This is a genomic window from Blautia sp. NSJ-175, from assembly GCF_022867815.1.
In the GTDB taxonomy this organism is placed as follows: domain Bacteria; phylum Bacillota; class Clostridia; order Lachnospirales; family Lachnospiraceae; genus Blautia; species Blautia celeris.
The window spans coordinates 155,620-181,160 of sequence record NZ_JALIFQ010000008.1 but is presented as its reverse complement, the minus strand read 5'-3'; the positions used below and the strand labels follow the sequence as shown (position 1 = coordinate 181,160).

24 protein-coding genes, 3 pseudogenes and 1 riboswitch are annotated in these 25,541 nt (G+C 45.6%); of the genes and pseudogenes, 3 read left to right on the top strand and 24 right to left on the bottom strand.

The window, feature by feature from the left end; genetic code table 11:
- Positions 1–158: 158 nt before the first annotated feature.
- The 5 genes and pseudogenes from MUB35_RS14685 to MUB35_RS14665 form a co-directional block, all read right to left on the bottom strand.
- Positions 159–644 (bottom strand): annotated as a pseudogene (locus tag MUB35_RS14685) (lysine--tRNA ligase); the annotation flags it as partial.
- Between the two features lie 152 nt (positions 645–796).
- Positions 797–2,035: a tyrosine-type recombinase/integrase gene (locus MUB35_RS14680; RefSeq protein ID WP_009245612.1), complete on the bottom strand. Its 1,239-nt coding sequence runs from the start codon at positions 2,033–2,035 to the stop codon at positions 797–799.
- A 76-nt stretch (positions 2,036–2,111) separates the two neighbouring features.
- Entirely contained in the window at positions 2,112–2,309 is a 198-nt protein-coding gene (locus MUB35_RS14675; protein WP_009245613.1) for an excisionase, read from the bottom strand.
- Between the two features lie 94 nt (positions 2,310–2,403).
- On the bottom strand, positions 2,404–3,402 hold the full coding sequence (locus MUB35_RS14670; protein WP_083823674.1) for a replication initiation factor domain-containing protein: 999 nt from the start codon (positions 3,400–3,402) through the stop codon (positions 2,404–2,406).
- A gap of 171 nt (positions 3,403–3,573) precedes the next feature.
- Positions 3,574–3,903 carry a hypothetical protein gene (locus MUB35_RS14665; RefSeq protein ID WP_009245615.1) on the bottom strand — a complete coding sequence of 110 codons (330 nt, stop codon included), beginning with the start codon at positions 3,901–3,903 and terminating at the stop codon, positions 3,574–3,576.
- A gap of 250 nt (positions 3,904–4,153) precedes the next feature.
- Here MUB35_RS14665 and MUB35_RS14660 point away from each other — a divergent pair, with 250 nt between their 5' ends.
- The gene (locus MUB35_RS14660) at positions 4,154–4,840 is read left to right on the top strand and encodes a helix-turn-helix domain-containing protein (RefSeq protein ID WP_009245616.1); all 687 of its coding nucleotides are present in this window, start codon (positions 4,154–4,156) and stop codon (positions 4,838–4,840) included.
- A gap of 194 nt (positions 4,841–5,034) precedes the next feature.
- Here MUB35_RS14660 and MUB35_RS14655 read toward each other — a convergent pair whose 3' ends face one another.
- The 3 genes from MUB35_RS14655 to MUB35_RS14645 all read right to left on the bottom strand — a co-directional run bounded on the left by MUB35_RS14655 (position 5,035) and on the right by MUB35_RS14645 (position 6,724).
- Positions 5,035–5,583, bottom strand: coding sequence for a hypothetical protein (locus MUB35_RS14655; RefSeq protein ID WP_044949932.1), 549 nt, complete (start codon positions 5,581–5,583; stop codon positions 5,035–5,037).
- Between the two features lie 77 nt (positions 5,584–5,660).
- Positions 5,661–6,278, bottom strand: coding sequence for a hypothetical protein (locus tag MUB35_RS14650; RefSeq protein WP_009245618.1), 618 nt, complete (start codon positions 6,276–6,278; stop codon positions 5,661–5,663).
- A complete protein-coding gene (locus tag MUB35_RS14645) occupies positions 6,278–6,724 on the bottom strand; it encodes a hypothetical protein (RefSeq protein WP_009245619.1) in 447 nt (148 codons plus the stop codon). The genes MUB35_RS14650 and MUB35_RS14645 overlap by 1 nt, the downstream gene beginning before the upstream one ends.
- Before the next feature lie 128 nt (positions 6,725–6,852).
- Here MUB35_RS14645 and MUB35_RS14640 point away from each other — a divergent pair, with 128 nt between their 5' ends.
- Positions 6,853–7,023, top strand: a complete 171-nt coding sequence (locus MUB35_RS14640; protein ID WP_009245620.1) for an Arc family DNA-binding protein — start codon at positions 6,853–6,855, stop codon at positions 7,021–7,023.
- 216 nt (positions 7,024–7,239) lie between these two features.
- Here MUB35_RS14640 and lysS read toward each other — a convergent pair.
- From lysS to MUB35_RS14580, 12 genes and pseudogenes are all read right to left on the bottom strand, one after another.
- Positions 7,240–8,721 (bottom strand): annotated as a pseudogene (gene lysS / locus MUB35_RS14635) (lysine--tRNA ligase); the annotation flags it as partial.
- A gap of 19 nt (positions 8,722–8,740) precedes the next feature.
- Entirely contained in the window at positions 8,741–9,223 is a 483-nt protein-coding gene (greA, locus tag MUB35_RS14630; RefSeq protein ID WP_033140860.1) for a transcription elongation factor GreA, read from the bottom strand.
- Positions 9,224–9,722: 499 nt separating this feature from the next.
- The gene (gene dusB / locus MUB35_RS14625; RefSeq protein ID WP_186971073.1) at positions 9,723–10,679 is read right to left on the bottom strand and encodes a tRNA dihydrouridine synthase DusB; all 957 of its coding nucleotides are present in this window, start codon (positions 10,677–10,679) and stop codon (positions 9,723–9,725) included.
- A 1-nt stretch (position 10,680) separates the two neighbouring features.
- Positions 10,681–11,460 (bottom strand): type III pantothenate kinase, encoded by a 780-nt coding sequence (locus tag MUB35_RS14620; RefSeq protein ID WP_033140858.1) that lies wholly within the window; start codon positions 11,458–11,460, stop codon positions 10,681–10,683.
- 3 nt (positions 11,461–11,463) lie between these two features.
- Positions 11,464–11,820 carry a DUF6145 family protein gene (locus MUB35_RS14615; RefSeq protein ID WP_033140857.1) on the bottom strand — a complete coding sequence of 119 codons (357 nt, stop codon included), beginning with the start codon at positions 11,818–11,820 and terminating at the stop codon, positions 11,464–11,466.
- A gap of 178 nt (positions 11,821–11,998) precedes the next feature.
- Positions 11,999–12,772: a biotin--[acetyl-CoA-carboxylase] ligase gene (locus MUB35_RS14610; RefSeq protein ID WP_244806419.1), complete on the bottom strand. Its 774-nt coding sequence runs from the start codon at positions 12,770–12,772 to the stop codon at positions 11,999–12,001.
- A gap of 6 nt (positions 12,773–12,778) precedes the next feature.
- Entirely contained in the window at positions 12,779–13,768 is a 990-nt protein-coding gene (gene argF, locus MUB35_RS14605; RefSeq protein ID WP_244806418.1) for an ornithine carbamoyltransferase, read from the bottom strand.
- 48 nt (positions 13,769–13,816) lie between these two features.
- Complete coding sequence (locus MUB35_RS14600) at positions 13,817–14,989, bottom strand: patatin-like phospholipase family protein (RefSeq protein WP_244806417.1); 1,173 nt, start codon at positions 14,987–14,989, stop codon at positions 13,817–13,819.
- Between the two features lie 161 nt (positions 14,990–15,150).
- Positions 15,151–16,086 (bottom strand): SPFH domain-containing protein, encoded by a 936-nt coding sequence (locus MUB35_RS14595; RefSeq protein ID WP_033143338.1) that lies wholly within the window; start codon positions 16,084–16,086, stop codon positions 15,151–15,153.
- Between the two features lies 1 nt (position 16,087).
- Entirely contained in the window at positions 16,088–16,549 is a 462-nt protein-coding gene (locus MUB35_RS14590; protein ID WP_244806416.1) for an NfeD family protein, read from the bottom strand.
- A gap of 108 nt (positions 16,550–16,657) precedes the next feature.
- Entirely contained in the window at positions 16,658–19,240 is a 2,583-nt protein-coding gene (locus MUB35_RS14585; protein ID WP_244806415.1) for an ABC transporter permease, read from the bottom strand.
- Positions 19,233–19,916 (bottom strand): annotated as a pseudogene (locus MUB35_RS14580) (ABC transporter ATP-binding protein). Before MUB35_RS14580 ends, MUB35_RS14585 begins: the two are co-directional and overlap by 8 nt.
- A 234-nt stretch (positions 19,917–20,150) precedes the next feature.
- Positions 20,151–20,246: riboswitch (purine riboswitch) on the top strand.
- Positions 20,247–20,393: 147 nt separating this feature from the next.
- Here MUB35_RS14580 and MUB35_RS14575 point away from each other — a divergent pair.
- The gene (locus MUB35_RS14575) at positions 20,394–21,767 is read left to right on the top strand and encodes an NCS2 family permease (protein WP_033143335.1); all 1,374 of its coding nucleotides are present in this window, start codon (positions 20,394–20,396) and stop codon (positions 21,765–21,767) included.
- A gap of 97 nt (positions 21,768–21,864) precedes the next feature.
- On the opposite strand, the gene MUB35_RS14570 is transcribed toward MUB35_RS14575, so the two are convergent.
- The 4 genes from MUB35_RS14570 to MUB35_RS14555 form a co-directional block, all read right to left on the bottom strand.
- On the bottom strand, positions 21,865–22,728 hold the full coding sequence (locus MUB35_RS14570; RefSeq protein WP_244806414.1) for a sensor histidine kinase: 864 nt from the start codon (positions 22,726–22,728) through the stop codon (positions 21,865–21,867).
- A 4-nt stretch (positions 22,729–22,732) separates the two neighbouring features.
- The gene (locus tag MUB35_RS14565) at positions 22,733–23,419 is read right to left on the bottom strand and encodes a response regulator transcription factor (RefSeq protein WP_244806413.1); all 687 of its coding nucleotides are present in this window, start codon (positions 23,417–23,419) and stop codon (positions 22,733–22,735) included.
- Positions 23,420–23,529: 110 nt separating this feature from the next.
- Positions 23,530–24,495: a cell wall hydrolase gene (locus MUB35_RS14560; RefSeq protein ID WP_244806412.1), complete on the bottom strand. Its 966-nt coding sequence runs from the start codon at positions 24,493–24,495 to the stop codon at positions 23,530–23,532.
- A gap of 241 nt (positions 24,496–24,736) precedes the next feature.
- Entirely contained in the window at positions 24,737–25,540 is an 804-nt protein-coding gene (locus MUB35_RS14555; protein ID WP_103731893.1) for a TrmH family RNA methyltransferase, read from the bottom strand.
- Position 25,541: the final 1 nt, after the last annotated feature.

Genomic DNA, 25,541 nt, shown 5'->3' with positions numbered 1-25,541 from the left:
TCTTTCAAAAAGTGCCCTCAACAATCTATATTGTTAGAGTAGTATTACTGACAACTAATCACCATTCTTCATGATGATTCATGTTGGAATACAAATTTGTTGTCAAATTGTTGTCAAAGAAAATTTTTGTTGTCAAATTGCGAAGTATTTTTACTCACTTAGTACAGTTTTGCTCCTGCCGGAATCTTATCATCAAGAATCAAAACATTGAGTCCTTCTCTTCCTTCTACAAGATGTGTAGCGGAGATAATCATACCGCAAGAATCAATTCCCATCATCTTACGTGGTGGAAGGTTTGTAATTGCAAGTAATGTCTTTCCTACTAAGAATTCAGGCTCATAGTAATCGTGAATTCCGCTTAAAATCACACGATCTACGCCACTTCCGTCGTCTAATACGAACTTCAGAAGCTTCTTAGATTTTGGAACTGCTTCACATTCTTTTACCTTTACAGCACGGAAATCTGACTTGCTGAATGTGTCAAAATCAACCATATCTTTGAATAATGGTTCCACTTCTACATTAGAGAAATCATATGTTTCTTTCACTTCAGCGATTGCTTTTTCCACTGTTTTTTCAACCGGCGCAGACTGTGCAGCATTATTAGCTTCATTCTTTGCGGCTCCCATGCTCTTCATTGTGGGGAGCCTTGCAATCTGCAATTTACATCTCCACATATCCCTACGCCCCTCTATTTTCCTGATGTTCTACAATCCGCCATTTTACAGATGTCTCTATAAGTCTACGCAACTTTTCTACTTTTGGGCGTAAATCGGGCGTACAGTGGGCGTATGTCTCAAATCGCTATTTCCTCCCTTTGCAGATAGTCATTCAGCACCCCAAATTCCTTTTCTTTCAAGTCCTTTGTCACGTCTGCATAAATATTCATGGTAGTGCTGATATCCGCATGACCTAACACGTCCTGAATCACTTTGATGTTGATTCCTGATTCACACAATCTTGTGGTAAATGTATGCCGGAGTGTGTGGCAACTGAACCGGGGCAACAAAACAACTTCTTTCTTACCATCAGTCTTTTCCAATATCTCCTGATTGCAGTCACGCATGATACGTCTAAGAGCCTTGTTCAGTGTTCCCTGATGTTGTACGTTGCCGAAGCGGTTCACAAACACAAAATTCGTATATCCATCTACCCGTACCTGACACAAAATGCCTTTCTCTTCCTGATATTTCTTCTCCTGCATAAAGGCTTCTCTCACATTATCAAGCATTGGCACAGTTCTTCTTCCTGCTTTTGTCTTCGGAGTGTTTACCGAGAAATAGCATCCGTTCTTGCTGTGATTGTAATACACCAGTGTATGATTCACGCTGATTGTACCATTCTCAAAGTCCAAATCTTCCCACCGTAAGCCAGTGACCTCTCCCACACGCAAGCCAGTACCGAGCATGACCGTAAATATCGGATTCCAGTGATTATACTGTCTGCTATTTGCAAGAAATGCAGTAAATGCGTTTTGCTCCTGAACCGTCAACGCTCTTCTCTTTTCCACGTCAAAATTATGCGACTGTTTCAGTTCTTTCAGGGCGTTATCCGAGGGATTACTTCTGAGATATTCGTCCTCAACCGCCAAATCAAGCACCTGATGAAGCACTGTATGAATGTTGTCGATAGTGGAGATCTTCAACATCCGTTCATCTGCAAGCATATTATAAAATCTCCGAACATCTGACCGCTTCATTTTTGCCACTTTCAACTGTCCGAAATCAGGGTATACAAATTGATTGTACATATACTGGTAATTCTGAAAAGTGTTGTCTTTCAAACCCTTTTTCAGTCCTATCCACATATCGTAAATATCGTTCAGCGTCACATTCTTAGCGTCCGTCCTGATACCATCGCTCTTGTCTCTTTGTATCGCCTGCTCTTTCTCTCGCAGTTCTTCCAGTGTCCTTGCATAAACGGAATGTCTCTTCCCGTCTGACGTTCTCCACCGAAAATCATAACTGCCATCTTTGCGTTGGGATTCTCCCTCTTTTAATACTCTGCCTTTTCTGTCTTTTCGTCTTTCTGCCATAATCAAAATCTCCTTTCCTGACTATGACAAAAACCGATACTATATTTATAACACATCACTATTCAGTTTTCAATCATCAGATAGAATACATTCTATCCATGTATTCATCTAATTTCCGGCGTTTAATCAGGCGTTTCGTGCCATTCCACAGAACGAAGGAACATTGTTCGGATTCTGTCAGTTTCCGAAGTTTGTTAATGCCAATACCTGAATACGCCGCCGCTTCTTCTAAAGTTAGATTACTTTTCTCCCAAATCGGAATCTCTCTTCTCAAAAAACTCTCCTTTCCTTATTTCTACCGCATGGTATATTGGTACACCCTTGCGGTGTTTCTGCTATAAAATCGGTTTTGCCATGCTTCATTGTTTCTAATATTTCTTCGCCATAAGAGAAAACTTTTTATAATCATCATAGATTTTTCGTTGCGAATCATTCATTATCCCTTGTTCCACCAATAAGCCGATATAGTCCTGATTATCCAACTTCCCAATTTCTTCAAAAAGTTTCAAAGACGGAGCAACTGAAATTGACAGCCAGTTCCATATCTTATCCAGCGTTTTCTTCTGTGGATTTATTGTCAGTTTTACTTTCCCCACATCGCGCATGAACTCTTCCCACGGTGGATAAGTTGGATAAAGCCTTTTTCTTGTAGTCCTGCTATTCTCCGGCTTTTGCAAAAATCTAACCTTATCATTCAATACAGATAATGCAATTCCTGCAACGTCTCTTTGATGTACCAATTCCTGCACGACCTTTACTGCTTTTTTCTGCCGGAACCTAAGTTCGTATCTATTCCAATCAGTGTCTAATTCCTTTCCATACTTTTCCGCTTGTTCATAACCCTTTTCATAGAAAACAATTCTGAAATCACTTGACTTACTTCCCATGTACAGACTTTTTCCATTTTCTTGTAATTCCTCTTCTTTGAGTTTATCCGAACGGTTTTCTGATATATCCTGCAACTGACTGGAAATCAATCCCTCATTTTTCAATCGAATAAGCTCAGGAATACTCAAATACGTCTTTCTGTCATCAATCGCTAAATCTAGTCGGGGAAAATTCACATTGTATCTGCAAACCCTTTCTAAGAAATCAAACCACGTTTCTTGATTGATTGTAAGAAAATTCTCATAATTCCTGCACCCCGAACCACTCATAAGTATCTGAAATCCCTCATACTGTGCATTTCCCGTAGGTTTCAGAATCTTAATATTATCAAATCCGGCTATCAATTCATGTCCTGCTATGCCTTTTCCCTTATAGTGAAGTTCCATAAGGTTCAGTGGAATCCGCAATATATCCTCTATGATTGTAAATACATCAATATCTTTAACCGTTATCTGACACCAGTCAATCAATGCCGACAATTCTTCTTTCTGACGAGTTACTCCCCTGTTAGTATAGGGGAGTTCTGAAAAACTTTTGTTTTCCGTTCTTTACCACCTGCCTTTTCTTTTTTGTGGCTTCGCCACCGCCCGAAATCTCTCCCCCGACCTTTCACGCTGTACGGTTCGTGGGGAGATTCCGGGCGTGACTGCCTACGCGCTCTTGCCGGAAACAGTACGAATCCCCTTACATGTCACTCTCTCAACCAGTGTCGGATAATTCCCTCTCATCACATAAGGGTCATAGACTGCATTTTCCAACTCTACCACGGAATACGGTTCAATCTTTGGAAGTTCCGTTGCTTCCAGCCGGATATCCACACTATTGCCAAGTTTCATACTTCCGAGGTGAAGCCTTAACGCTTCCACTTCCTCTGTTTTCTTTCGGGTTTCCTTGTCGTATCGGTAACAATAATCTGCACCCATGTAACGAAGTTCCCCAAACGCTTCTTTTACCTGCTCCTTTGTTAAAGTAATCTGCATACACAATTCTCCATTTCTCCCCGTTCTGCCGATAGGACAGCCATTCTTATTTTTACTGTATTTTTATGACGTCATATTGGTTCAGTTATTTCTAAACTAATTGTATATTAACATACCGTTTCCTGTTTTGCAATAGAAAAGTTTAGTTTTTTATAAACTTTATGTTTCTTTTTTTCTGAACTTGTGTTATAGTGGACTTATGAAGAGATATAACGAAATTTGAGCAGATATGAAAATGGAGGGTATACTCATGAACACTATCGCAGAACGGATTAAATTTGCCATGAAAGTAAAAAACAAGAAACAGATAGAGATTGTACGGGATACGGGTATCAGCAAAGGAGCGTTCAGTTCCTACCTTTCAGGACAGTACAATCCCAAACTGGACAAACTCCAACTGATTGCAGATTCTTTAGATGTTGATGTAAAATGGTTAAGCGGAGAAAATGTACCTATGCAGACCGCAACGCAGAATACAGATACCGTACAGCAGTATCTCTTTTACAATAACAGTTGTTCCGAATATCTAATTGATGATACTTTTGATACTTATATCGGGTTGATGAATGAACATTCCGCACTAGTTCCACGTTTTCTTGTCCTTGTTAATCCGAGTATGAATGAAATGCACCTACTGCCAATATTTATCAAGAAAGACAGTTCTAGGTTTTATAACTGTCCGCCTGCACTTCTTATCCCTAATGGACACAGCACTTTTACTAAGGATTTTGACAGTGTTCATATGGTACTGGAAACTTCTGTAATTTACTATTATGGAATCAACACAGAGACGTGTGAGCCGGAGATAACAGAACTCACCTACTCACAGTCAGAGAAATGTTATCAGATTACAGACGGTCAGTTTATCCGTCCGATTGAAGAATTTGAAAAAGAACTGGCAAAAGAAGCACTCTATCTCAAACAGAACGCCCAATAATAACAGACAAGAGGACTTGCAAGGTTTCTGACCTTTCAAGTCCTCTGCTGTATCACGGTGTTATTGGTAACGTCCGTTCCGTCAAGGACTGCCCTACGGCGTATCGGCTTCGCCTTGTTCCTTGACCTCACTGGTTTTTCGCATATTATTAAGATTCCGACAAACTGAAAGTTGTCACCATGTTCATCACTTATTTATACACGTTTGTAAATAATGGGATCATCGTATCCAAAAGTCCGCTTTCCGTTAACTTCCATAATTTCAGATACTTCCAAACAACTATCAGAAAACTTTTCCCAAAGCTTAAATGTCATTACTGGCGAAAACTGACTTGTGCTGCCTCCCTCCCAGATGCCATCATTTTCATGATAAAGTGCCGGAGTAAACTTTTTAGATTTTTTCAGTTCACTATAATCAACATTTTTCATAGAATCATATGAAAATGTATTTTTGTCTTCTCCTTCCGGAATCTCATAGGAGGAAAGTAAAATTCCATCTTCATTTTCCGTAATAAGGAAAAGGTGCGGTGATGCATGACGTTTACCATTGGTCTCATAGTAACTTTCTTCAACAACAAATTTTCCATTGAAATCTTGAGGAATATTATTTATTTTGTCATTGCAGACTGTATTTACATGTTTAGCATAAGGATATATTTTTCCTGCTGTCTGCATCATATTAAACTGCTCTTTGTTATCAAAATGTCCCGTCATCATACCAATAAAATTATCAAGTTTCATTATTTTACCTCCATAAATTCCTATTTCTCTATTTCTTTAACGTATATTCTACTATGTTTCTCTTATATTCTCAACTAAAATCATATGAGCAATAAGGCTTCTTTAAAGAGATTCACAGTGTCCGAAATCCCTTGCATGTATGCCACTCTCCCATATTCAGAACTTTTTTTATTACAAGCCGATAATGCTTCATCAATAACTTCCCATTGTTTCGCAGAGAAGTCATTTCTATCCACCTTTTTTACTTTTTCACTGATTCGTTTTGTTGCTTCTTGATACTTCTTGTCAGTTCTCAAAGTTTCCTCCAGTGCTGTGTCCATTCTATATCCGGCAATTTCTTCTAACACTGACTTCTTCCCTTTCGGCTTTAATACAATATTCAATATGGAATCTTCCCCATGTTTCTGATACTCCTGCTCTAAGTTCTTAAACAACTGAAATCCCACCAATACTCCTGCTTCAAAATATATATCGTCGTGAAGCATAGCAAAATCCGCCACTACATCAAACAGTTTATCATCTTTCCTATCTGCTTCTGAGTATAAATGTTCCAGTCTATAAAAAATCTCATCATAGGATTTTTCAATTTCTTTCTCATAGTTTTCAAAAGCATCTCTTCTCGAATCCGCTCCATAAATCATAAATGCCATGATATTTTCCAATTTAACTTTTTCCAATAATTCTTTTAATTCGGACATCATTCTTCCCCTTTTCTTTCTGCTCCCCATTTATTCAAAATGTTTGTCATGTTCTGCTTACATTCGTCCGTCATAGAATCTTTCATAATCTCTAATACCTGCCTAATATCCTCAATTAACAACTCACACTTGTTTCTATAATGGATATTCTCAATTTCTTCTCTCCGCAAATTCTGAACGATGTCAGCAATCAGCAAAATGCCCGCCTGCACTCCCAATTCCATATACACACACGCATTTTCACAAGTCATAGCGTTGACTAATGATAATAGTTCCGACGCTCCATTACTGTCATACTCTAAAGCGACTTTTTCATATTCTAAATATGGCTCATCTAAACGTGCTTGATAATTTCTTTCCTCTGATTCCGGCGGTAAACCATACAACAAATAATCTACAAATCCTCTAACCGTAGCCTTTTCAAATATTTCTTCAACTAATTTCATATGTTCTCCTTTCGTTTTGTTATTTTACCTACTTCTCTATTATATTATGCCGTCGTTTTGCCGTCAATATACTTTTAGCCGTCACTTTGACAGTATAATGATGTTAGAATCACAAGGAGGTTATATCTATGCCGTCTGACGCAGTAAAATTTACATTAAGAACCGAGCCGGAACTATTGAAAAAATTTCGTTTTGTTGCTGAATATAATGCCCGTTCTGCCAATCGTGAACTGGAAGTTTTGATGAAAAAACACATTGCCGATTTTGAAAAGGCTCATGGAAAAATTGAAATTGAATAGACATCACATCATTCATTTTAACCCGAAAAAGGAGACTGCCATATATCAATAGCAATCTCCTTTTTTCTCTAATGAAATATTCAATTTTAAAATATCGGTTTCTGCCAAAGTCTTAAAAATCGGGCGTAAATTGGGCGTAAAATCATAATTTTTCTCTTCTGTTATCCTCAAAGAATCCTTTATTTATGCCGTTTTCAACCATTCTTACTTATCTAAACTCTTCATTGTTGGGAAGCATAATACATCTCTGATCGCTGCAGAATCAGTCAGGAGCATAACCATACGGTCAATACCGAATCCGATGCCACCTGTAGGAGGCATACCGATCTCCAGCGCATTCAGGAAATCTTCATCTGTGGTGTTGGCTTCCTCATCGCCCTGGGCCAGCAGTGCTTCCTGTGCTTTGAAGCGCTCTCTCTGGTCGATGGGGTCATTTAACTCGGAATAAGCGTTTGCCATCTCCCAGCCATTCATGAAGAACTCAAAACGCTCTGTGTACTCCGGATTCTCCGGTTTTTTCTTTGTCAGCGGAGAGATCTCAATGGGGTGGTCCATAACAAAGGTAGGCTGGATCAGATGCTCCTCTGCGAACTCCTCGAAGAACAGGCTCAGGATATCACCTTTCTGGTGTCTCTCCTCGAACTCTACATGGTGTTCTTTTGCAGCGGCTCTTGCCTCTTCCAGGGTATGGATCTCGTTAAAGTCAACGCCGGCATATTTCTTGACAGCATCCACCATAGTAATTCTCTCGAACGGTTTGCCCAGATCCATCTCCACGCCATTGTAAGTGATCACAGTGGTACCCAAAACCTCCTGCGCCACATGGCGGTACAGGTTCTCTGTCAGGTCCATCATTCCCTTGTAATCTGTGTAAGCCTGATACAGCTCCATCAGCGTAAATTCCGGGTTGTGTCTGGTATCCAGGCCCTCGTTGCGGAATACTCGTCCAATCTCGTATACGCGCTCCATGCCGCCAACGATCAGTCTCTTCAGATACAGTTCCAGGGAGATACGCAGCTTAAAGTCCTCATCAAGAGCATTGAAATGTGTCTCGAAAGGTCTTGCGGCTGCACCGCCTGCATTTGCCACCAGCATAGGGGTCTCCACCTCCATAAATCCCTGGCCATCCAGGTATTTACGGATGCTGCTGATGATCTTGGAACGTTTGATGAAAGTGTCCTTTACTTCCGGGTTCATAATCAGGTCCACATATCTCTGACGGTAACGCAGGTCTGTGTTGGTCAGACCGTGGAACTTCTCAGGCAGAACCTGGAGGCTCTTGGATAACAGTGTCACAGCAGAAGCGTGAATGGAGATCTCACCTGTCTTTGTTTTGAAGACTTCGCCTGTGATGCCTACGATGTCGCCAATGTCCATTTTCTTGAAATCCTGATAGGATTCCACTCCGATACTGTCACGTGCCACATAAGACTGAATGTTGCCCTGTAAATCCTGCACATTGCAGAAGGAAGCTTTTCCCATGATACGTTTTGACATCATGCGTCCTGCTATGGTTACGGATTTTCCTTCCAGCTCTTCAAAAGCATCTTTGATTTCCTGGCTGTGATGGGTTACATCGAATTTGACGATCTGAAACGGGTCTTTTCCGTTTGCCTGTAACTCAGCTAATTTTTCACGGCGGACCTTCAATAACTGGTTGACGTCCTGCTCCTTAACATTCTTTGACTGCTCTGCCACTTTACACACTCTCCTTCATCTATATGTTTCTTTCAATCTCCAGAACCTTATATTCCATAACTCCGGAAGGCATCTCTACCTGTACGGTCTGTCCTTTTTTAGCTCCGATCAAGGCTTTTCCTACCGGAGACTCATTGGAGATCTTGCCTTCCAGGCTGTTTGCCTCTGTGGAACCTACGATTTTGAATTCAATCTCCTCTTCAAATTCCACATCATATACTTTTACCTTACATCCAACACTGATGGTAGCCAGATCCACTTCATCTTCCACTACGACCTCAGCATTTTTCAGGATTTTTTCAATTTCTTCGATTCTTGCTTCGATATCGCGCTGCTCGTCTTTAGCCGCATCGTACTCTGCATTCTCAGACAGGTCACCCTGCTCTCTGGCCTCTTTGATCTTACCGGCTACTTCTTTTCTTTTGTATACCTTCAAATCATGAAGCTCATCCTCTAATTTTTTCAGTCCCGCATACGTAAGAATATTTTTCTTCTCTTCCATTTTTATACACCCTTTCTTCTATATTATAAAGTAAGAAGAGGGTCTGCAGGGCACAAAGCCGGACAGAATCCCATATTCTTCTCCCAGTATAATCCATCTTTTTCAGGTTTCATTAACCTAACAGTCATAATATTATAAGAAAAACCCACCAGAATGTCAAGAACAATCTCATATTCTTACATTTTCACATTCTTGACAAATAATCCATAACACTTCACATAGCCTGCACTACTACCCACTATCGCACTATCACACTATCACTTTGAATCTCCAGAAGCTTTCGCCCTAAACACACAGTCATGCGGGCATGGGTATCTCTCATGCAGGCATTCCCGCGTCCTTAGCGAAGGCAAGATCCACCGTTTACGGAAACTTAGACACGAGGGCTCTCCCGAGTGCTCTTAGTTGCAGTTAACGGTTAGCTTGACTGAGCGTTGCGGGTGTCTGCATGAGAGATACCCATGCCCGCATGACGTCCGCTTAAGCCACAAACAAAACATCAAAACATCTCCACAAGCCTCTCAAGCTGCTCATACGTCTCTATTTCATTCACCTTCCGTCTGACAGATGCCGAGTGAGGCATTCCCGCTGTATACCACGCAACATGCTTTCTCATCTCCCGCATACCGGTATACTCCCCTTTATACTCAAGCTGCAGACGTGCATGTTTCAAAATCATCTCCCTGACATCCGAAGAGGAGGGCTCATCCGGCATGGTGCCGTTCTCCAGATAAGACCGTATCCTGCTGAATATCCATGGATTTCCTCTGGCCGCACGGCCGATCATAATGCCGTCACACCCTGTCTCCTCCAACAGGCGCTTTGCACTCTTCGGTGAATCCACATCCCCGTTGCCGATAACCGGAATGGAGACTGCTTCCTTTACCCTGCGGATGATATCCCAGTCCGCCCTGCCGGAATAATACTGTTCTCTGGTCCTGCCGTGCACTGCAACTGCTGCCGCACCTGCATCCTCTATGATCTTAGCGATTTCCACCGCATTGACGCAGTCCTCGGTAAATCCCTTTCTGATCTTGACCGTCAGTGGTTTCTGAATAGAGGATGCGACTTTTTTCACAATCTCTCCCACCAGTTTCGGATTTTTCATAAGGGCAGAACCTTCCCCGTTATTGACTACTTTCGGAACCGGGCAGCCCATGTTGATGTCCAGGATGTCAAAGGGCTGTTCTTCTATCTGCTGAGCGATAAATCCCATCAGCTCCGGTTCTGAACCGAAAAGCTGCAGGGAGACAGGCCGCTCCCGGGGAAGGATCTGCATCAGGCTCTTTGTATTCTTATTCTTAAAATAAATGGCCTTTGCGCTGACCATCTCCGTGCAGAGAAGTCCTGCGCCCTGCTCTTTGCAGAGCAAACGAAATGGCAGGTCCGTGACTCCTGCCATGGGTGCGAGTATCAGGTTGTTCTCAAGAGTTACATTTCCGATTGTGAGTTTCATATTAACCTCTGCTCTTCTTCGTTTTTTCAAAAATGATCCTGAGACCGGTCAGCGTAAGCTGTGTATCGTACACGTCGATCATATCCGTCTCATCTGCAATGATCTTGCCCAGTCCTCCGGTTGCCACTACTTTCAGGTTCTCTATCCCTGATTCTTCCTTTACTTTCCTGATAATGTATTCCACCTGCCCGATATATCCGTACACAAGCCCTGCCTGCATACTGGTGATGGTCTCCTTAGCCAGGATGGACGCCGGCTTCTCTATGGCGATCTTCGGAAGCTTGGCAGCATCCTGCCACAATGCTTTTGCGCTGATCTCAATGCCGGGGGAGGTGATGCCCGCCACAAAGCATCCGTCCTCTGTGATCAGGTCATACGTGGTGGCTGTCCCAAAATCAAGGACAAGAACAGGTCCGCCGTACAGTTCATAGGCAGCCACAGCGTCCACAATCCTGTCCGCCCCAATCTCCTTGGGGTTCACAGATGTTACACGGATGCCTGTCTTACATCCGGGTCCCACATGCAGCGGATAGGTGTTAAAATATTTTATGACGCCGCTTGCCAAAGAATGCATAACATCCGGCACAACGGAGCTGATAATGGCATCTTTTACCGCGTCTTTGGAAATTCCACGGTATTCCAGCATATTGCACATGAGAATACCGTACTCATCCGAAGTGCGGTTCTGTCTGGTCGTCATGCGGAAGGTTCCTTTTAACTCCTCCCCGTCAAACACGCCCAGGGTAATATTGGTATTGCCCACATCGATCACTAAAAGCATATTCTATTCCTCCCCTTCATTCAGGGTTTCCTCCACATCTTCTCCCAGGAAAAATACCCTGTAGTAGAGTTCCAGCGATTCCAGCAGTTCCTGTTTGTCTGCTCTGATCTGCTTGATCCGCAGCACACTTCCTATATCATCGTACATGGCATCTGATTCCAGAGCTTCTGTCTTGAACTCCAGACTGCCGTCCTCGTCAAATTCCAGTGTCAGCACTCCACCGATCTCCTCTGTGTAAAGCACGCACATAATATGCAGCTCATCCTGCACAGACTGGGGAAGTGCGGAAAAATCCTCATTAAAGTAGTATTTATGCTCATAGGCACTGGCGCCGCACAGCACTATCTTATCCTTATACATAAACTCTCCTTATACCATCCGTCTTATACATCATAACTAGTAACTATTCAGCCAGCTGAATCGTTACGGGTATTCGCCCATTAAAAATCGCTTCGCGATGGGGCGAATACCTGCCACCACTACTCTTTTGCACGGTCAGCGCAGTAAATGCGCAGACCTGACTGAACAGTTACCACAACTATACATATCCATACAGCCCCCGCACAGATACTTCACCTGCAAAAATGGTCTCACAGGCACCTCCCGGGGTCTGCACAAGAAGCTCCCCTGCCTCATCAATACCCAGACAGGTTCCCACAAGCTCCCGTTCTTTTTCCATAACCTTTACTTCCCGTCCTCTGCTGGCAAGAAGCCTGTCATATTCCTTCTGAAAAGGCCGCAGATTCCCTGCTTCTAAAAAGCGCTCATAATTCGCCTCAAAACGCTCCAGAATCGCTGCTGCCATCACATCCGTCTCCGGTGCCCGGCCGCACTCCAGCTTCAGGGATGTGGCCTTGTCCTTTATCTCCTCAGGGAACTTCTCCTCTGTGAGGTTAATACCCACTCCGATGACCACATGGGATATTTTCCCTCCCTCCATGGACATTTCCGTGAGGATTCCGCAGAGTTTTTTCCCTGACATGACAAGGTCATTGGGCCATTTGATCTGCGCTGTCCTGCCTGTCACATCCGCCACTGCCTGTGCCGCGGAAAGCCCCATGAGCACTGTCATCATGGGAGCACGCTCGGGGGGCATATCCGGACGCAGAAGCAGGGACATGGCAAGACCGCTCCCCTTGGGATCTGCCCAGCTTCTGCCCCTTCTTCCTTTTCCTTTTGTCTGGTTTCTCACCAGGAAGACCGCGCCGTGAGGCGCACCCTTCCCGGCTTCTCTTTTTGCCCAGTCATTGGTGGAATCTGTCTCCTCAGCAAAATTCCACGGTTTTCCCAGCCATACGGTCTTTAGTTCCATCTGTCCTTATGCCCCCAAAGTCGCTGCCATTACAGCTTTGATCGTATGCATACGGTTCTCCGCCTCATCGAAAACGACAGACTGTGCAGATTCGAATACTTCATCTGTCACTTCCATATCTGTCAGACCGAAGCGCTGTCCCATCTCTTTTCCGATGGTGGTCTCCAGATCATGGAATGCAGGCAGGCAGTGCAGGAATATCGCCTCACTTCCCGCGTTCTCCATAACCTCGGCGGTCACCTTGTACGGGGTCAGCTCACGGATACGCTCTTCCCAGACTTCATCCGGTTCACCCATGGACACCCATACATCGGTATAGATCACATCCGCATCCTTTGTCCCTGTTTCCACATCTTCCGTAAGTGTGATGGTACCGCCGGATTTCTGGGCAAATGCCTCACACTCTTTTACAAGCGCATCATTTGGGAAGTATTTCTTCGGTGCGCAGGCAACAAAATGCATTCCCATCTTGGCACAGAGGATCATCAGGGAATTTCCCATGTTGTAGCGCGCATCACCCATGTATACCAGTTTTACGCCCTTCACTCTGCCCAGGTGTTCCCGGATAGTCAGAAGGTCAGCCAGCATCTGTGTGGGGTGGTATTCGTTTGTCAGGCCGTTCCACACAGGCACACCTGCGTATTTTGCCAGCTCTTCCACAATCTCCTGTCCGAATCCGCGGTATTCAATTCCGTCATAGATTCTTCCCAGAACCCTGGCAGTGTCACGAATACTCTCTTTCTTGCCAATCTGGGAGCCTTTTGGGTCCAGATAGGTGGTTCCCATTCCCAGGTCGTGGGCTGCCACCTCAAAGGAACAGCGAGTCCTGGTGCTGGTCTTTTCAAAGATAAGAGCTACATTTCTGCCCTTTAATGTGTCAACGGGAACTCCCTGTTTTTTCTTTTCCTTTAGCTCAGCCGCCAAATCAATCAGATATTCAATTTCCTCAGCCGTAAAATCCTTCAGTGTCAGAAAACTGCGTCCTTTTAAATCCATCTTACTTATCCTCCTCATTTACCACGGCCCAGCCGCGTATCTCTTTAGTCAAATCAGAACATCCCTGGAAATCACCTGTACAAATGCAGGAATATCCATACCATGCAGCCGGTACAGCTTCCCATACACTGCTTCCTGAAGCTGCTCCAGCGTATAGATCCTGTATTTTGATACCCTGCACAGCTTTGCGGTTGCCTCCAGTAAAGCCAGATACAATTCCCGGTAATTCCAGTCCTTGGAGAGCTTCATCTCCTCCGCCAGAACCGGCAGGATCACCTCTGTCATATTACGCAGAAACAGACTGGGGTCTCTGGAAAGCTGGTACGTATCCATCAGATATTCAAAGACCAAATCATCTAAGTCTGTCAACTGCTTTAAATAATAACACTCTTCTTCTGATTCATCAATATAATATATTTTTCCCCTCAGCCCGTATATTAAGCGCATGGTGTCATAATACCCGAGTTTCATATGTCGCCTGCTTTTTCTTCTGTCAAAATCTATGATGCTTCCCAGGCTCACTTTGGGAGCCACTGTATAAATTGTGGTTTCTTCGGGAATCTTTACCTTCTTCTCCCGTCCGATTCCGAAAATCCTTACCATAATAATATTTTCGTATCCACGGTCCACCAGGGAACTTAAGGGTACATTGTTGATGGCTCCGCCGTCAATGTAGCGTTTGCCGTGAAGACGTTCATTCTTAAACAGCGGAAAAATATAGGCGCTTGCCAGCAAAAAATCCTTAATAAGCTCCGGGTCACACTGCTTCACATCAATATCCAGCTCTTTCTTATCATCCACATTGAAGGTCAGGACATACAGATCCACAGGGGAATGGATGATCTTCTCCTCATCAATACATTCCGCGATCAGCTCCTTCAGCGGCGTCACATCAATACCGCCCTCTTTCATAAAATCAAAGGCGCTCTTCAGCATATCCACATCCAGCTTCTTCTGATGGAACAAAAGCTCCATTTTCTCATCTTCCACAGACATAATGCTGGAGTAGGAAATATTTTCCCAGACCTTCTCCGCATTGGTCAGATCATCCATGCAGATCAGGGCGCCGTTCAGTGCCCCCACGCTGGTGCCTGCAATGCCTTTGATCTTCACGCCCGCTTCCCGCATGGCTTTCCATGCGCCGATCTGGTATGCACCCTTTGCGCCGCCGCCCTCCAGAACAAGACCATATTCCTTTGTAAGGTCAATTACCGGTTTCATGACTGATGCCTCCTCTTACCTATGATGCAGTCTGCATCCTGGATTTTTCACCCTGCCCTGCACACAATCACCCTGCTAATAAAATGCCGCAGAGGGGCTGTCACATATCTGCAACTGCCCCTCTGTCTTTATCATGCCCGACAGTAAATGCCCGCCGGAAGTTAGTTTTCTTTATCTGTGACGATCTCTTTCAGAGATGCCGCAAGACCTGCGATTCCCTGGATATCAGACGGAATTATGATTTTTGTCGCCTTGCCGTCCGCTGCCGCTTCAAATGCCTCCAGGCTCTTGATCGTCAGTACGCTCTGATCTGCACCTGCGTCTTTAATAAAACGGATACCATCTGCTTTTGCCTGCTGTACCTTCAGAATTGCCAGCGCCTGGCCTTCAGCTTCCTTGATCTTCTTTTCCTTCTCAGCCTCTGCACGGAGAATAGCTGCCTGTTTCTCAGCCTCCGCATCCAGGATTGCAGATTCTTTCTTACCTTCTGCTACCAGAATAGTGGATTTTTTCTCACCTTCTGCTCTCAGAATGGATTCACGGCGTTCACGCTCTGCCTTCATCTGTTTCTCCATGGCCTCCTGAATGGCTGCCGGCGGAATGATATTTTTCAGTTCCACGCGGTTTACTTTGATTCCCCACGGGTCCGTTGCCACGTCCAGAGACGCACGCATCTTGGTATTAATGATCTCCCTGGAGGTCAGGGTAGCGTCCAGTTCCATATCACCAATGATGTTACGCAGTGTAGTGGCTGTCAGATTCTCAATTGCCATGATGGGATTCTCCACACCATAGGCAAACAGACGCGGGTCTGTGATCTGGAAGAATACAACCGTATCAATCCTCATGGTAACATTATCTTTTGTGATGACCGGCTGCGGTGCAAAGTCCACAACCTGCTCTTTCAGATTCACACGTTTTGCGATCCTGTCAACAAACGGAATTTTAAAGTGAAGTCCTGTTCCCCATGTCTCCTTATACATTCCCAGGCGTTCAATGATCATGGCGTGTGCCTGGGGCACGATCCTGATACAGGACGCTATCACGATAAGCAGAAGTATAACCGCAATAATCAGTAATACTGTTCCTACATTCATATTATTTTTCCTCCTCTACAATTAGCTTTACTCCCTCGACCGCCACAATTCTCACGACTTTTCCTTCATCGATAATTGTTTCGTCCTTGGATTTAGCGGACCATTCCAGTCCATTTACCACAGCCTGCCCGGTACCTCTCAGATTATCTATGGTTTTTATAACCACGGCCTTTTCGCCGGGAAGACTGTCTACATTTGTCTTTGATACATTTTTGTTCATGTACTTTATTGCTATCGGCCTGGTAAAAATAAGCAGGAGTATAGAGATCGCAAAAAACAGTATGATCTGCAGCCATAAAGGTCCGCCTGCCAGTGCTGCAAGAAACGCGGCCAGTGCTCCTCCCGCAAACCAGATGGTTGTAAGCCCCAGGGTGATGATCTCAACCACCAGAAGCACCCCCAAAAGGATCAGCCACATCACTGCTATGGAACCTGCTGTAAAAGCTGTAAAGAATGTCAACATACCCATCTCTCCTTTCCGGATGATTTCAGGTAAAAAAAATCAGTCCTTTACGAATAATATATCCATTTGTTGATATTATATCGTAAAAGACTGAAAATAACAATATTTTTATTCCGCTTTTCTCATTCTTTCCGTCACGCTTGTCCTGCACATACTCCTATAACACAGCGCGGGAACCGCAAGCACAACCAGTACGAGAACCGGGAGACAGAGCAGTATGGGTGTGACCGTAAATCTCCAGCTATAGAAGAAAAGAGCGTCTCCTAAGCCGCGGATCGCTGTGGCATTCAGTATCCCGCCTAATATGACGGACGCTGCGCCTGTAAAAAGCGCGTACAGAAGGCCTTCACATCCCAGCATCCGGCGGAGCTGTGTCCCGGTCATCCCCACTGCCTCCATCATGGCAAACTCCTGCTTTCTGGACAGGACTGACGTCACCATGGTATTGATAAAGTTTAAAACACCAATGGCCGCCAGGATCAGTGACAGAAGCCCGCCAACTATGACGTACATATCTTTATCTTCCTCAAACTCTGCGGCTACTGTGGCTTTTGACGTATAATCCAGGTCTGCATTTACATTTTCGCAGTAGTTGGAAAGCCATTTTTCCATGTCAGCCTCTTTGTCCTTTTCCACATTGAAAAGTGTTCTCATGGGCAGCCTGTCTCCGATAAAATCCAGGTATTCCCGGTCAGGAAGTACGAAATTATATTCAAATACACCATAGGACTGAAGTCCGCAGGCATAGGGCAGATCCCCTACAGCCATCACCTCATACTCTCTGCTGCTGCCGTCATCCAGGCGGACCGTCACTTTGTCTCCGACTTCGTAATAATTGATCCGGTTCTCATCCGGGCCCAGATGTCCGAACTTTGAGGTTATCACGTATTTTCCTGTTTTAAACTTCTCCCAGTCCAGTTCCCCCTCCGAGAGTTCCATCTTCTCATAGATGAGGCGTCCGATTCCGAATATTTTGCCGTCTATAATGTCAAAGGTGCCGTTTGCAATGGATTCCTGGTAGGCTTCCTCTGCAAAATATTTTCCCAGATATGGCTGTGCCTTTGGATTCTGCAGTATTTTCTTATTAAACGCAGACCGCTCTTCCTCCGTAAAATTAGGTTGATTTATATAATTCATGTAAACATTGGAGATTTCCTCCACCCCGCTCTGCTCTGACAGCACATCCAGAAATTCTCTTGTCACACCCTCCACCGGTTTATCAATGATCGTAGGGTTATCAAGACCGGCTTCATATACGGAATAATCGCTGACCGTGGCGGAGGCAATGAATTTATCCATATCAAATCCGCTTACAAGCCCGTAGACACTGTTCAACAGCACCAGTCCCAGAGAGAGGGAGGTGGTCACAATGACAACTTTCTTTTTATTTCTCTGCATATTGGCTGCCGCCATGGTCCAGGGCTTTACCTTCTTTGTCTTCCTGCCCTTTTTCCCGGCCGCTTTGCTGTTCTGTCCTTCCGTATACCGTACAGCCTCCACAGGTGAGACGGAGGATGCGATACGGCACGGTTTAATGCAGCTTATATAGACCGTCAGAAGGGAAAAAACAGCGGAGGCAGCAAAGATCCACAGTTTTAAAGTCACCTTCGTATCCGCTGTACTGGAAAACACCAGATTTTGCATCACAATGGGAAGTATCCATTTTCCTGTCACACCGCCCAGCAAAAGACCCAGAGGAATGCCGTACAGACAGAGCATATAGGCCTGTCTGCGCACAATCTTCCTGAGCTGTCTGCCCGTTGTGCCGATGGTCTTCAAAAGACCGTACCGACGGATATCATGAAACACATTGATATAGAAAATGTTGTAGATGATCAGGTAGCCGGATATCAGGATCACCAGCAGAAGGGCAGCCACAGGAAGCATATCTTCTATATTGATATCCATTCCCATGTAGGCCCAGTTGATTCCATCGCTTACTGTATCCTTGGGGAATCCGCACCTCTCTGCCAGCGCCTCCATCTTCCCGGTCAGATCAAAACTATTACGAAAATTAAAATCCGCCATGATCCTTCCCGTATAACCGGATGCGTCTATATTGCTTCCCATGGCGGAAACCGTGGGTGTGGGCGCCAGCTCATCCGCCAGTTCTCTGGACACCAGCATGATCTGGGACATGGAAATGGTATCTCCCTTGAAATAGCCGGTAAGTGTAAAAGTCCGCTCGTATTCCCTGTCACTGACTGTAAACTTGAGAGGGACTTTTTGCCCGACTTCGCAGGGTATGCCCATGGCTTTTAAAACCAGGTCGCTGGTGACAATCTCATCCGCAGCCTCCGGCATGCGCCCTTCCTCAGGATAGCAAAAGCTGAACTTTGCTTCCAAATCCTCGTAATATCCTATTTCTGTTCTCAGTTTTTTCAGCGACTCGTTCACAGCTTCGCCTACCACGATCCGATAGGACACTTCTTTTAACTTCTTATCCTTTTTGACTATATCGTACTCTTCCTGTGTCAGGTATTTGAATCCGCCGTGGGCGCTTCCTCCCACCTGGCGCATGGTGGCCTCCTGCTGCTTCTCCACAATACTTCCGCCGATGGTAAAGACCGAGGTAAAAAGCAGGGCAGTCAGGGCTATGGCAAGAACAGCAATGAGGTTTCTGCTCTTGGCTGCCTTTCTGGTCCTGTCAGCCACGCGGCGGATGGCTTTCCGGTTCTTGACTTTACGCATCTGCCTCACCGCCCTTTACGATTCTTCCGTCCTCTATGCGGATGATGCGGTCAGCCATCTGAGCAATCTCTTCATTGTGAGTGATCATAACTATGGTCTGTCCGAATTTCTCACCCGTCACTTTAAGCAGTCCCAGTACATCCTGGCTGGTATGGGAATCCAGGTTTCCGGTAGGCTCGTCAGCCAGAATAATGGCAGGCTTTGTGGCAAGCGCTCTGGCAATGGCAACTCTCTGCTACTGTCCGCCGGAGAGCTGGCTGGGCAGACTGTTCAGCTTGCTCCCCAGGCCAAGCACCTCCACTATTTGATTTACATAACTTTTATCCACGTCATTTCCGTCAAGTTCGATGGGCAGAACAATATTCTCATACACGTTCAGAACAGGTACCAGGTTATAGCTCTGGAAAATAAAACCGATCTTGCGTCTGCGGAAGATGCACAGGGAATCTTCCTTGAGCCGGGAGATATCCTTGTCATCCACATAGACCTTACCGGAGGAGGGACGGTCCAAACCGCCCAGCATGTGCAGCAGCGTGGATTTCCCGCTCCCGCTGGTCCCCACCACCGCCAGGAATTCGCCCCGCTCCACAGCCATGTCCACGCCGTCCAGGGCCTTTACAAGGTTATCCCCTGTACCGTAATATTTTCTGAGTGCTTCTGTCTTCAATACTTCCATATCTTCACCTTTCTGCTGCCCGTATCATGTGTATCTGCAGGGACAGGCAAGTAATTTTTTTTACTGTCCTTATCCTATCATTTTATTCTTTCCACATTATTTCGGAAATCTAACACTTGTGAAAGAATTGCGGCTGCCGGTACTTGATGATTATAGAAAATTTCATTCTCCTATTGCCTTTCCGTTAAAAATGTAGTATGCTAGCATTATAAAGTCTTAATAAATTTTTTATGGAAATAAAATATTTGTGAAGTTTATATAGGCTCATAATTGGATGGGCGTCTCTACCAGCTACCGTAATAGCTGCCTATAAATTTCCGGATGAGGAATTGTGCCGGAAATCAGCAGTTTATGACCGGTAGTATTTTTTACGGAATTTTTTAAAGGAAAGGAGGCAGAACTATAACGACCCGGCGGCGGTTCATCCATAAAAAATAACATTAGCTCGTATAATGAGTGGAGGCAGGAGGAAAATTTATGAGTTTAGAAAAAATATTTCATTTAAAAGAAAATCACACGGACGTTAAGACTGAGATTCTGGCTGGTGTCACCACATTCATGACCATGGCGTACATCCTTGCCGTAAATCCCAATATCCTTTCAGAATCCGGTATGGACCGGGGTGCGGTCTTTACAGCTACCGCCCTGGCATCCTTTATCGCTACCTGTCTGATGGCAGCGCTGTCCAACTATCCTTTTGTATTGGCTCCCGGCATGGGGCTGAACGCGTATTTTACCTATACGGTTGTTATGGGCATGGGATTTTCCTGGCAGATGGCACTGAGCGCGGTATTTGTGGAAGGTATCATCTTCATCGTACTGTCGCTGACCAATGTGCGTGAGGCTATATTCAACGCCATACCCATGAATCTGAAACATGCGGTATCCGTAGGTATCGGCCTGTTCATTGCATTTATAGGACTTCAGAATGCCAAGATCGTTGTGGACTCCTCAACACTTGTCACCCTGTTTTCCTTTAAGAGTTCCATCAAAAACGGGACTTTTCAGTCTGAGGGTATTACCGTGCTGTTAGCCCTCATCGGACTTTTGATCACAGCCATTCTTCTTGTGAAGAATATAAAGGGAAATATCCTGTGGGGCATTCTGAGTACCTGGATCCTTGGTATCCTCTGCCAGTTTGCAGGGATTTATGTGCCCAATCCAGAAGCCGGCTTCTACAGCCTGCTGCCGGATTTCTCCAACGGTATTTCCATCCCCAGCATAGCTCCTACTTTTATGCATATGGATTTCTCAAAAGTGTTTACCATGGACTTTGTAGTCATCATGTTCGCATTCCTGTTCGTGGATATGTTCGATACACTGGGCACTCTGATCGGTGTAGCTTCCAAGGCTGACATGCTGGATGAAAACGGAAAGCTTCCGAAGATCAAAGGCGCTCTCATGGCAGACGCTGTCGGTACCGCTGCCGGTGCGGTTCTCGGTACCTCCACAACCACCACTTTCGTGGAAAGTGCTTCCGGCGTAGCAGAAGGCGGACGTACAGGACTTACAAGTCTGACAGCGGCCCTTTTATTCGGCCTCTCCCTGTTCCTGTCACCTATCTTTCTGGCTATTCCGTCCTTTGCAACGGCACCGGCGCTGATCATTGTAGGCTTCCTGATGCTGACATCCATCACGAAGATCAATTTTGAGGACTTCACAGAAGCGATCCCGGCATTCATCTGTATTATCGCAATGCCGTTTATGTACAGTATCTCCGAAGGAATCTCCTTTGGCGTTATCTCCTACGTGGTCATCAACCTTGTATCCGGAAAGGCAAAGGAAAAGAAGATCAGCCTTCTGATGTATATACTGGCTGTGCTGTTTATCTGTAAATATATTATGATATAACCACAGCATCCGGTAACACAGCCGTTCCCCGGAATGTCCGGGAGAAAACCGCCCCCATGGTTTCTCTCCCGGGCATTTTTAATTCTCATAAAATCTGTTATATCCTGCCGCGCTTAAGGTAAAGAAAAAACTCCGATCCTTTCCCCTGCGTGGATTTCACCTTAATATACCCGTTCTGTTTTCTCAATATTTCCCTGGTAAGATAAAGCCCGATTCCTACCCCGTCCTCCTGCTGTACTGACTCAGCTCTGTAAAACCGCCGGAAGATTCCGGCTGTGTCCTCCTCCGCGATCCCGATACCCTCATCTCTCACAGAGACAGCAGTATACAGCTCATATTCTGTCACTGAGAGCGTGATCTTACCTCCCGGCCGGGAATATTTCACCGCATTGTCCAGCACATTGTAAAGCGCCTCCTTTGTCCACTTGAAATCATAAAATGCTGTGATGTTATCCACACAGTTGTTGATAACCTGTATCTGTTTCTTCTCCGCCTTTGGCGCCACATCCGCAATACATTCCTCCAGAAGCTTTCCCAGGTCCTGTTCCTTTGGCCGGACCTCCAGAATATTGCTCTCAAGTCTGGACATCTTCGTCAGGGACTGTATGAGGAAATCCAGCTTTTCCGCCTGTTTTGCTATCTCCTCAGCCATCCGGATCTCCTGCTGCCTTTCCGGTGTATCCTCCTCCCGGCAAAGCCGTTCTCTCAGCAGCTCTGTATAGAGCCTGATATTGGCAACCGGCGTTTTGGTCTGATGGGAAATGTCGGATACCAGGCTTTTCACATTCTCCTTCTCCCTCTCCAGGTGCTCTCTTGACAGCGCGGAAGTGCTCAAAAACCGCTTCCACTTTGTCTCCACCCTGGAAAGCTCCGACTCATCGTAGTCGGATTCCCGGAAACTGCCTGAGAGGGCTGCGTCCAGCATCTCCTCCACTTTTCTCGTCTTTCTGATCCTCAGCATGGACTTACTCACCTGCCCTTTCACGTCTCCACACATATCCCTGCCCATACACGGTCTGTATATAGGTAATGCCTTCCCTCTTGTCCTCCAGCTTGCCCCGCAGTCTGTTAATCGTGACAGAGAGGGCATTCTCATCCACATACTCCGCGCCGTCCGTCCAGAGCCTGTCCACAAGCACGGAACGGGTCAGAACCCTGCCCTCATTCTCCAGAAAAAGTCTGAGCAGTCTCTGTTCATTTTTGCTGAGTGATATTTCCTGCCCTCTCTTTTCAAAAATGAGGCCACCGAAATCCAAGATAAAACCATCAAACTCAAAACGCTCCGGCCTCGCTTTTTGCTGCCTGCGGAGCAGTACCCGGATCCTCGCACGAAGAACAGCCAGGCTGAAGGGTTTTGTCATATAATCATCCGCTCCCAGGCTCAGTCCCATAACTTCGTCCATCTCCATATCATTGGCAGTAAGCATGAGTACAGGGGTATCCGCCCGGCTGCGGACCCATTTCAGGTAATCATATCCGCTCCCGTCCGGCAGGTTGATGTCCAGAATGATCAGATCCGGACTCTGCTCCCTGTAAACTTTCTCCGCGGATTTTACACCTGTGCACTGTACAAACTCCGTCCCCTGTTCCCCAAGCGCCAGGACGATTCCGTCACTTAATGCCCTGTCATCCTCTACTATCTGAATCAGCATATTTTCCTCTCCTTTGCACTTCATTCTAATACACATTAACCTGCAGGACAATGTTTCTCATAAAAAAAGAACGGAACAGGTTCTCCCCGTTCCGCTCTTGCTCAAATATTTTAGTAAAATGTCTGATTTCCAATAGTCAGACCGCTTCCGCCTCCTGCGTGGAAGAAAAGACGGTCTCCGATTGTATTTGCTCCTGCGAAGACATCCTGAGCGGCCGCATAACATGCCTCACTTGCTCCCCGTGAGAGTACGTTTGACAGTTTGCCCGTCCAAGTCGGTTCAAACTGGCCGCTCTGGTAGATGACTTCTGATAATGTATTTGGAAACTCCCCGCTTCTGATGCGGTTCATGATGACAGCACCGACGCCGACCTTTCCTTCATAAGATTCACCGCCTGCTTCACATTCAATGATCGCTGCCATCAGGTCAAGATCTGATGTTGAGACGGATACTTCCTGGGCTGCTGCCTGTGCGTTGTCCGCCTCTGTCTCCTCTGCTGCCTGTCCCTGCTCCGGCTGTTCCGCCTCGGCAGATGCCTGTACGGCCCGGGCTGCTGCCTCTGCTGCCGCTTCTGCCTCTGCATCCACAGTCACGGCCTCCACAGAGATATCACCTGCTCCATACATAGCTTCATATAAATTTCTGGCTTCGTCACCGGAAACCACCAAATCTTCTCGGATATATCCATTGACTTCCCCGGAAGTCACCTGCAGCCATCCCTCATCATTTCCGACTACAGTTGCCACAGCTCCGGAGGGAAGTCTGCCGATACACTGGCTGCTCACATCTGCCCCTTCACGGATATTGGCATATGTAAGAACATTTGCCGCGACTTTATCGCTCCAGCTGTCATCCTGTGTATCCTCAGTCTGTGCTTCCTCATTCTCCTGCATATCTGCATCCTGTCCGTCCTCTGTATCCTGGACGTCAGTCTCTGTCTGTTCTGCTTCCTGCATCACTTCTATATTCTGATTATCTTCCGTAACGTCTGCTGCCATTGCCGGAACCGCCATCATAACTGTCATAACACCTGCAGTTCCCATACAGCATAAAATACGTCGCATTCTTTCTTTCATAAAAAAGGGCCTCCTATCAGTCCATTTGTTTTTATTTGTTACAAATTTATTAATTTTTGTTACGAACATATTGTATCAAGATTACATTTTATTGTCAAGCGGGTAATTTTTGTAACAAATTGTAGATATTTACAGAAAGCGAATCGTTTTTTGCAGCATTTGAACGATATATTGCTTGTACTGAAAAATGTACATGGCATCACAACAAAAAAAGGTTCTGTAAAAACGGATATCTCCGCCTTTACAGAACCTTTCTTCTCTGTCTTGATGTCTCATACATGAGTATCCCGGCAGCCATAGCTGCATTCAGGGATTCTACCTGTCCCTGCATGGGGATTTTAATGAGGCAGTCAGCCTGACCGGACAATTCATCAGACAATCCGTTTCCCTCATTTCCTATAAAGAAGGCTGTCTTTCCCCTGAAATCCTCCTGGTCGTAAAAATGTTCCCCCCGCAGATGGGCCGCATATGTCCGCACACCCTGCTTTTTCAGTTCCGGCAGGATATCCGATATGCTGTCCACTGTCAGCACAGGCATACGGTACACGGAACCCATAGTGGAGCGAATCACTTTGGGGTTATATAAATCCACACAGTTCTTATTCAAGATAACACCGGAGACACCTGCGCCTTCCCCTGTGCGCAGGATTGTCCCCAGATTGCCCGGGTCCTGCAGATCTTCCAATATCATGAGCAGAGGCTGCCGCGCCTCCAGCATGGAGGAAAGAGGGGTATCCACCTGTCTGACCAGACAGAGAATCCCCTGGGGCGTCACCGTATCGGAAAGGGAGCGGAACACCTTGTCATCCACTACCTCCATGTCCGGACTTTCACTCCCGAAACCTTTTTCTTCCAAAACTGCCCGGTTGTCCCCGGATTCCAGAAAGGATGTGGATGCATATACCTTTTCGATCCTATCCTTTGGCGCCTCCCGGAACATTTTCATACCTTCCACCACAAAAAGCCCGCTTTCCCGGCGGGCTTTGGCTTTTTTCATAAGCTGCTGTATGTGTTTTATCTGTGCGTTTGACATGCTTGTAATCATA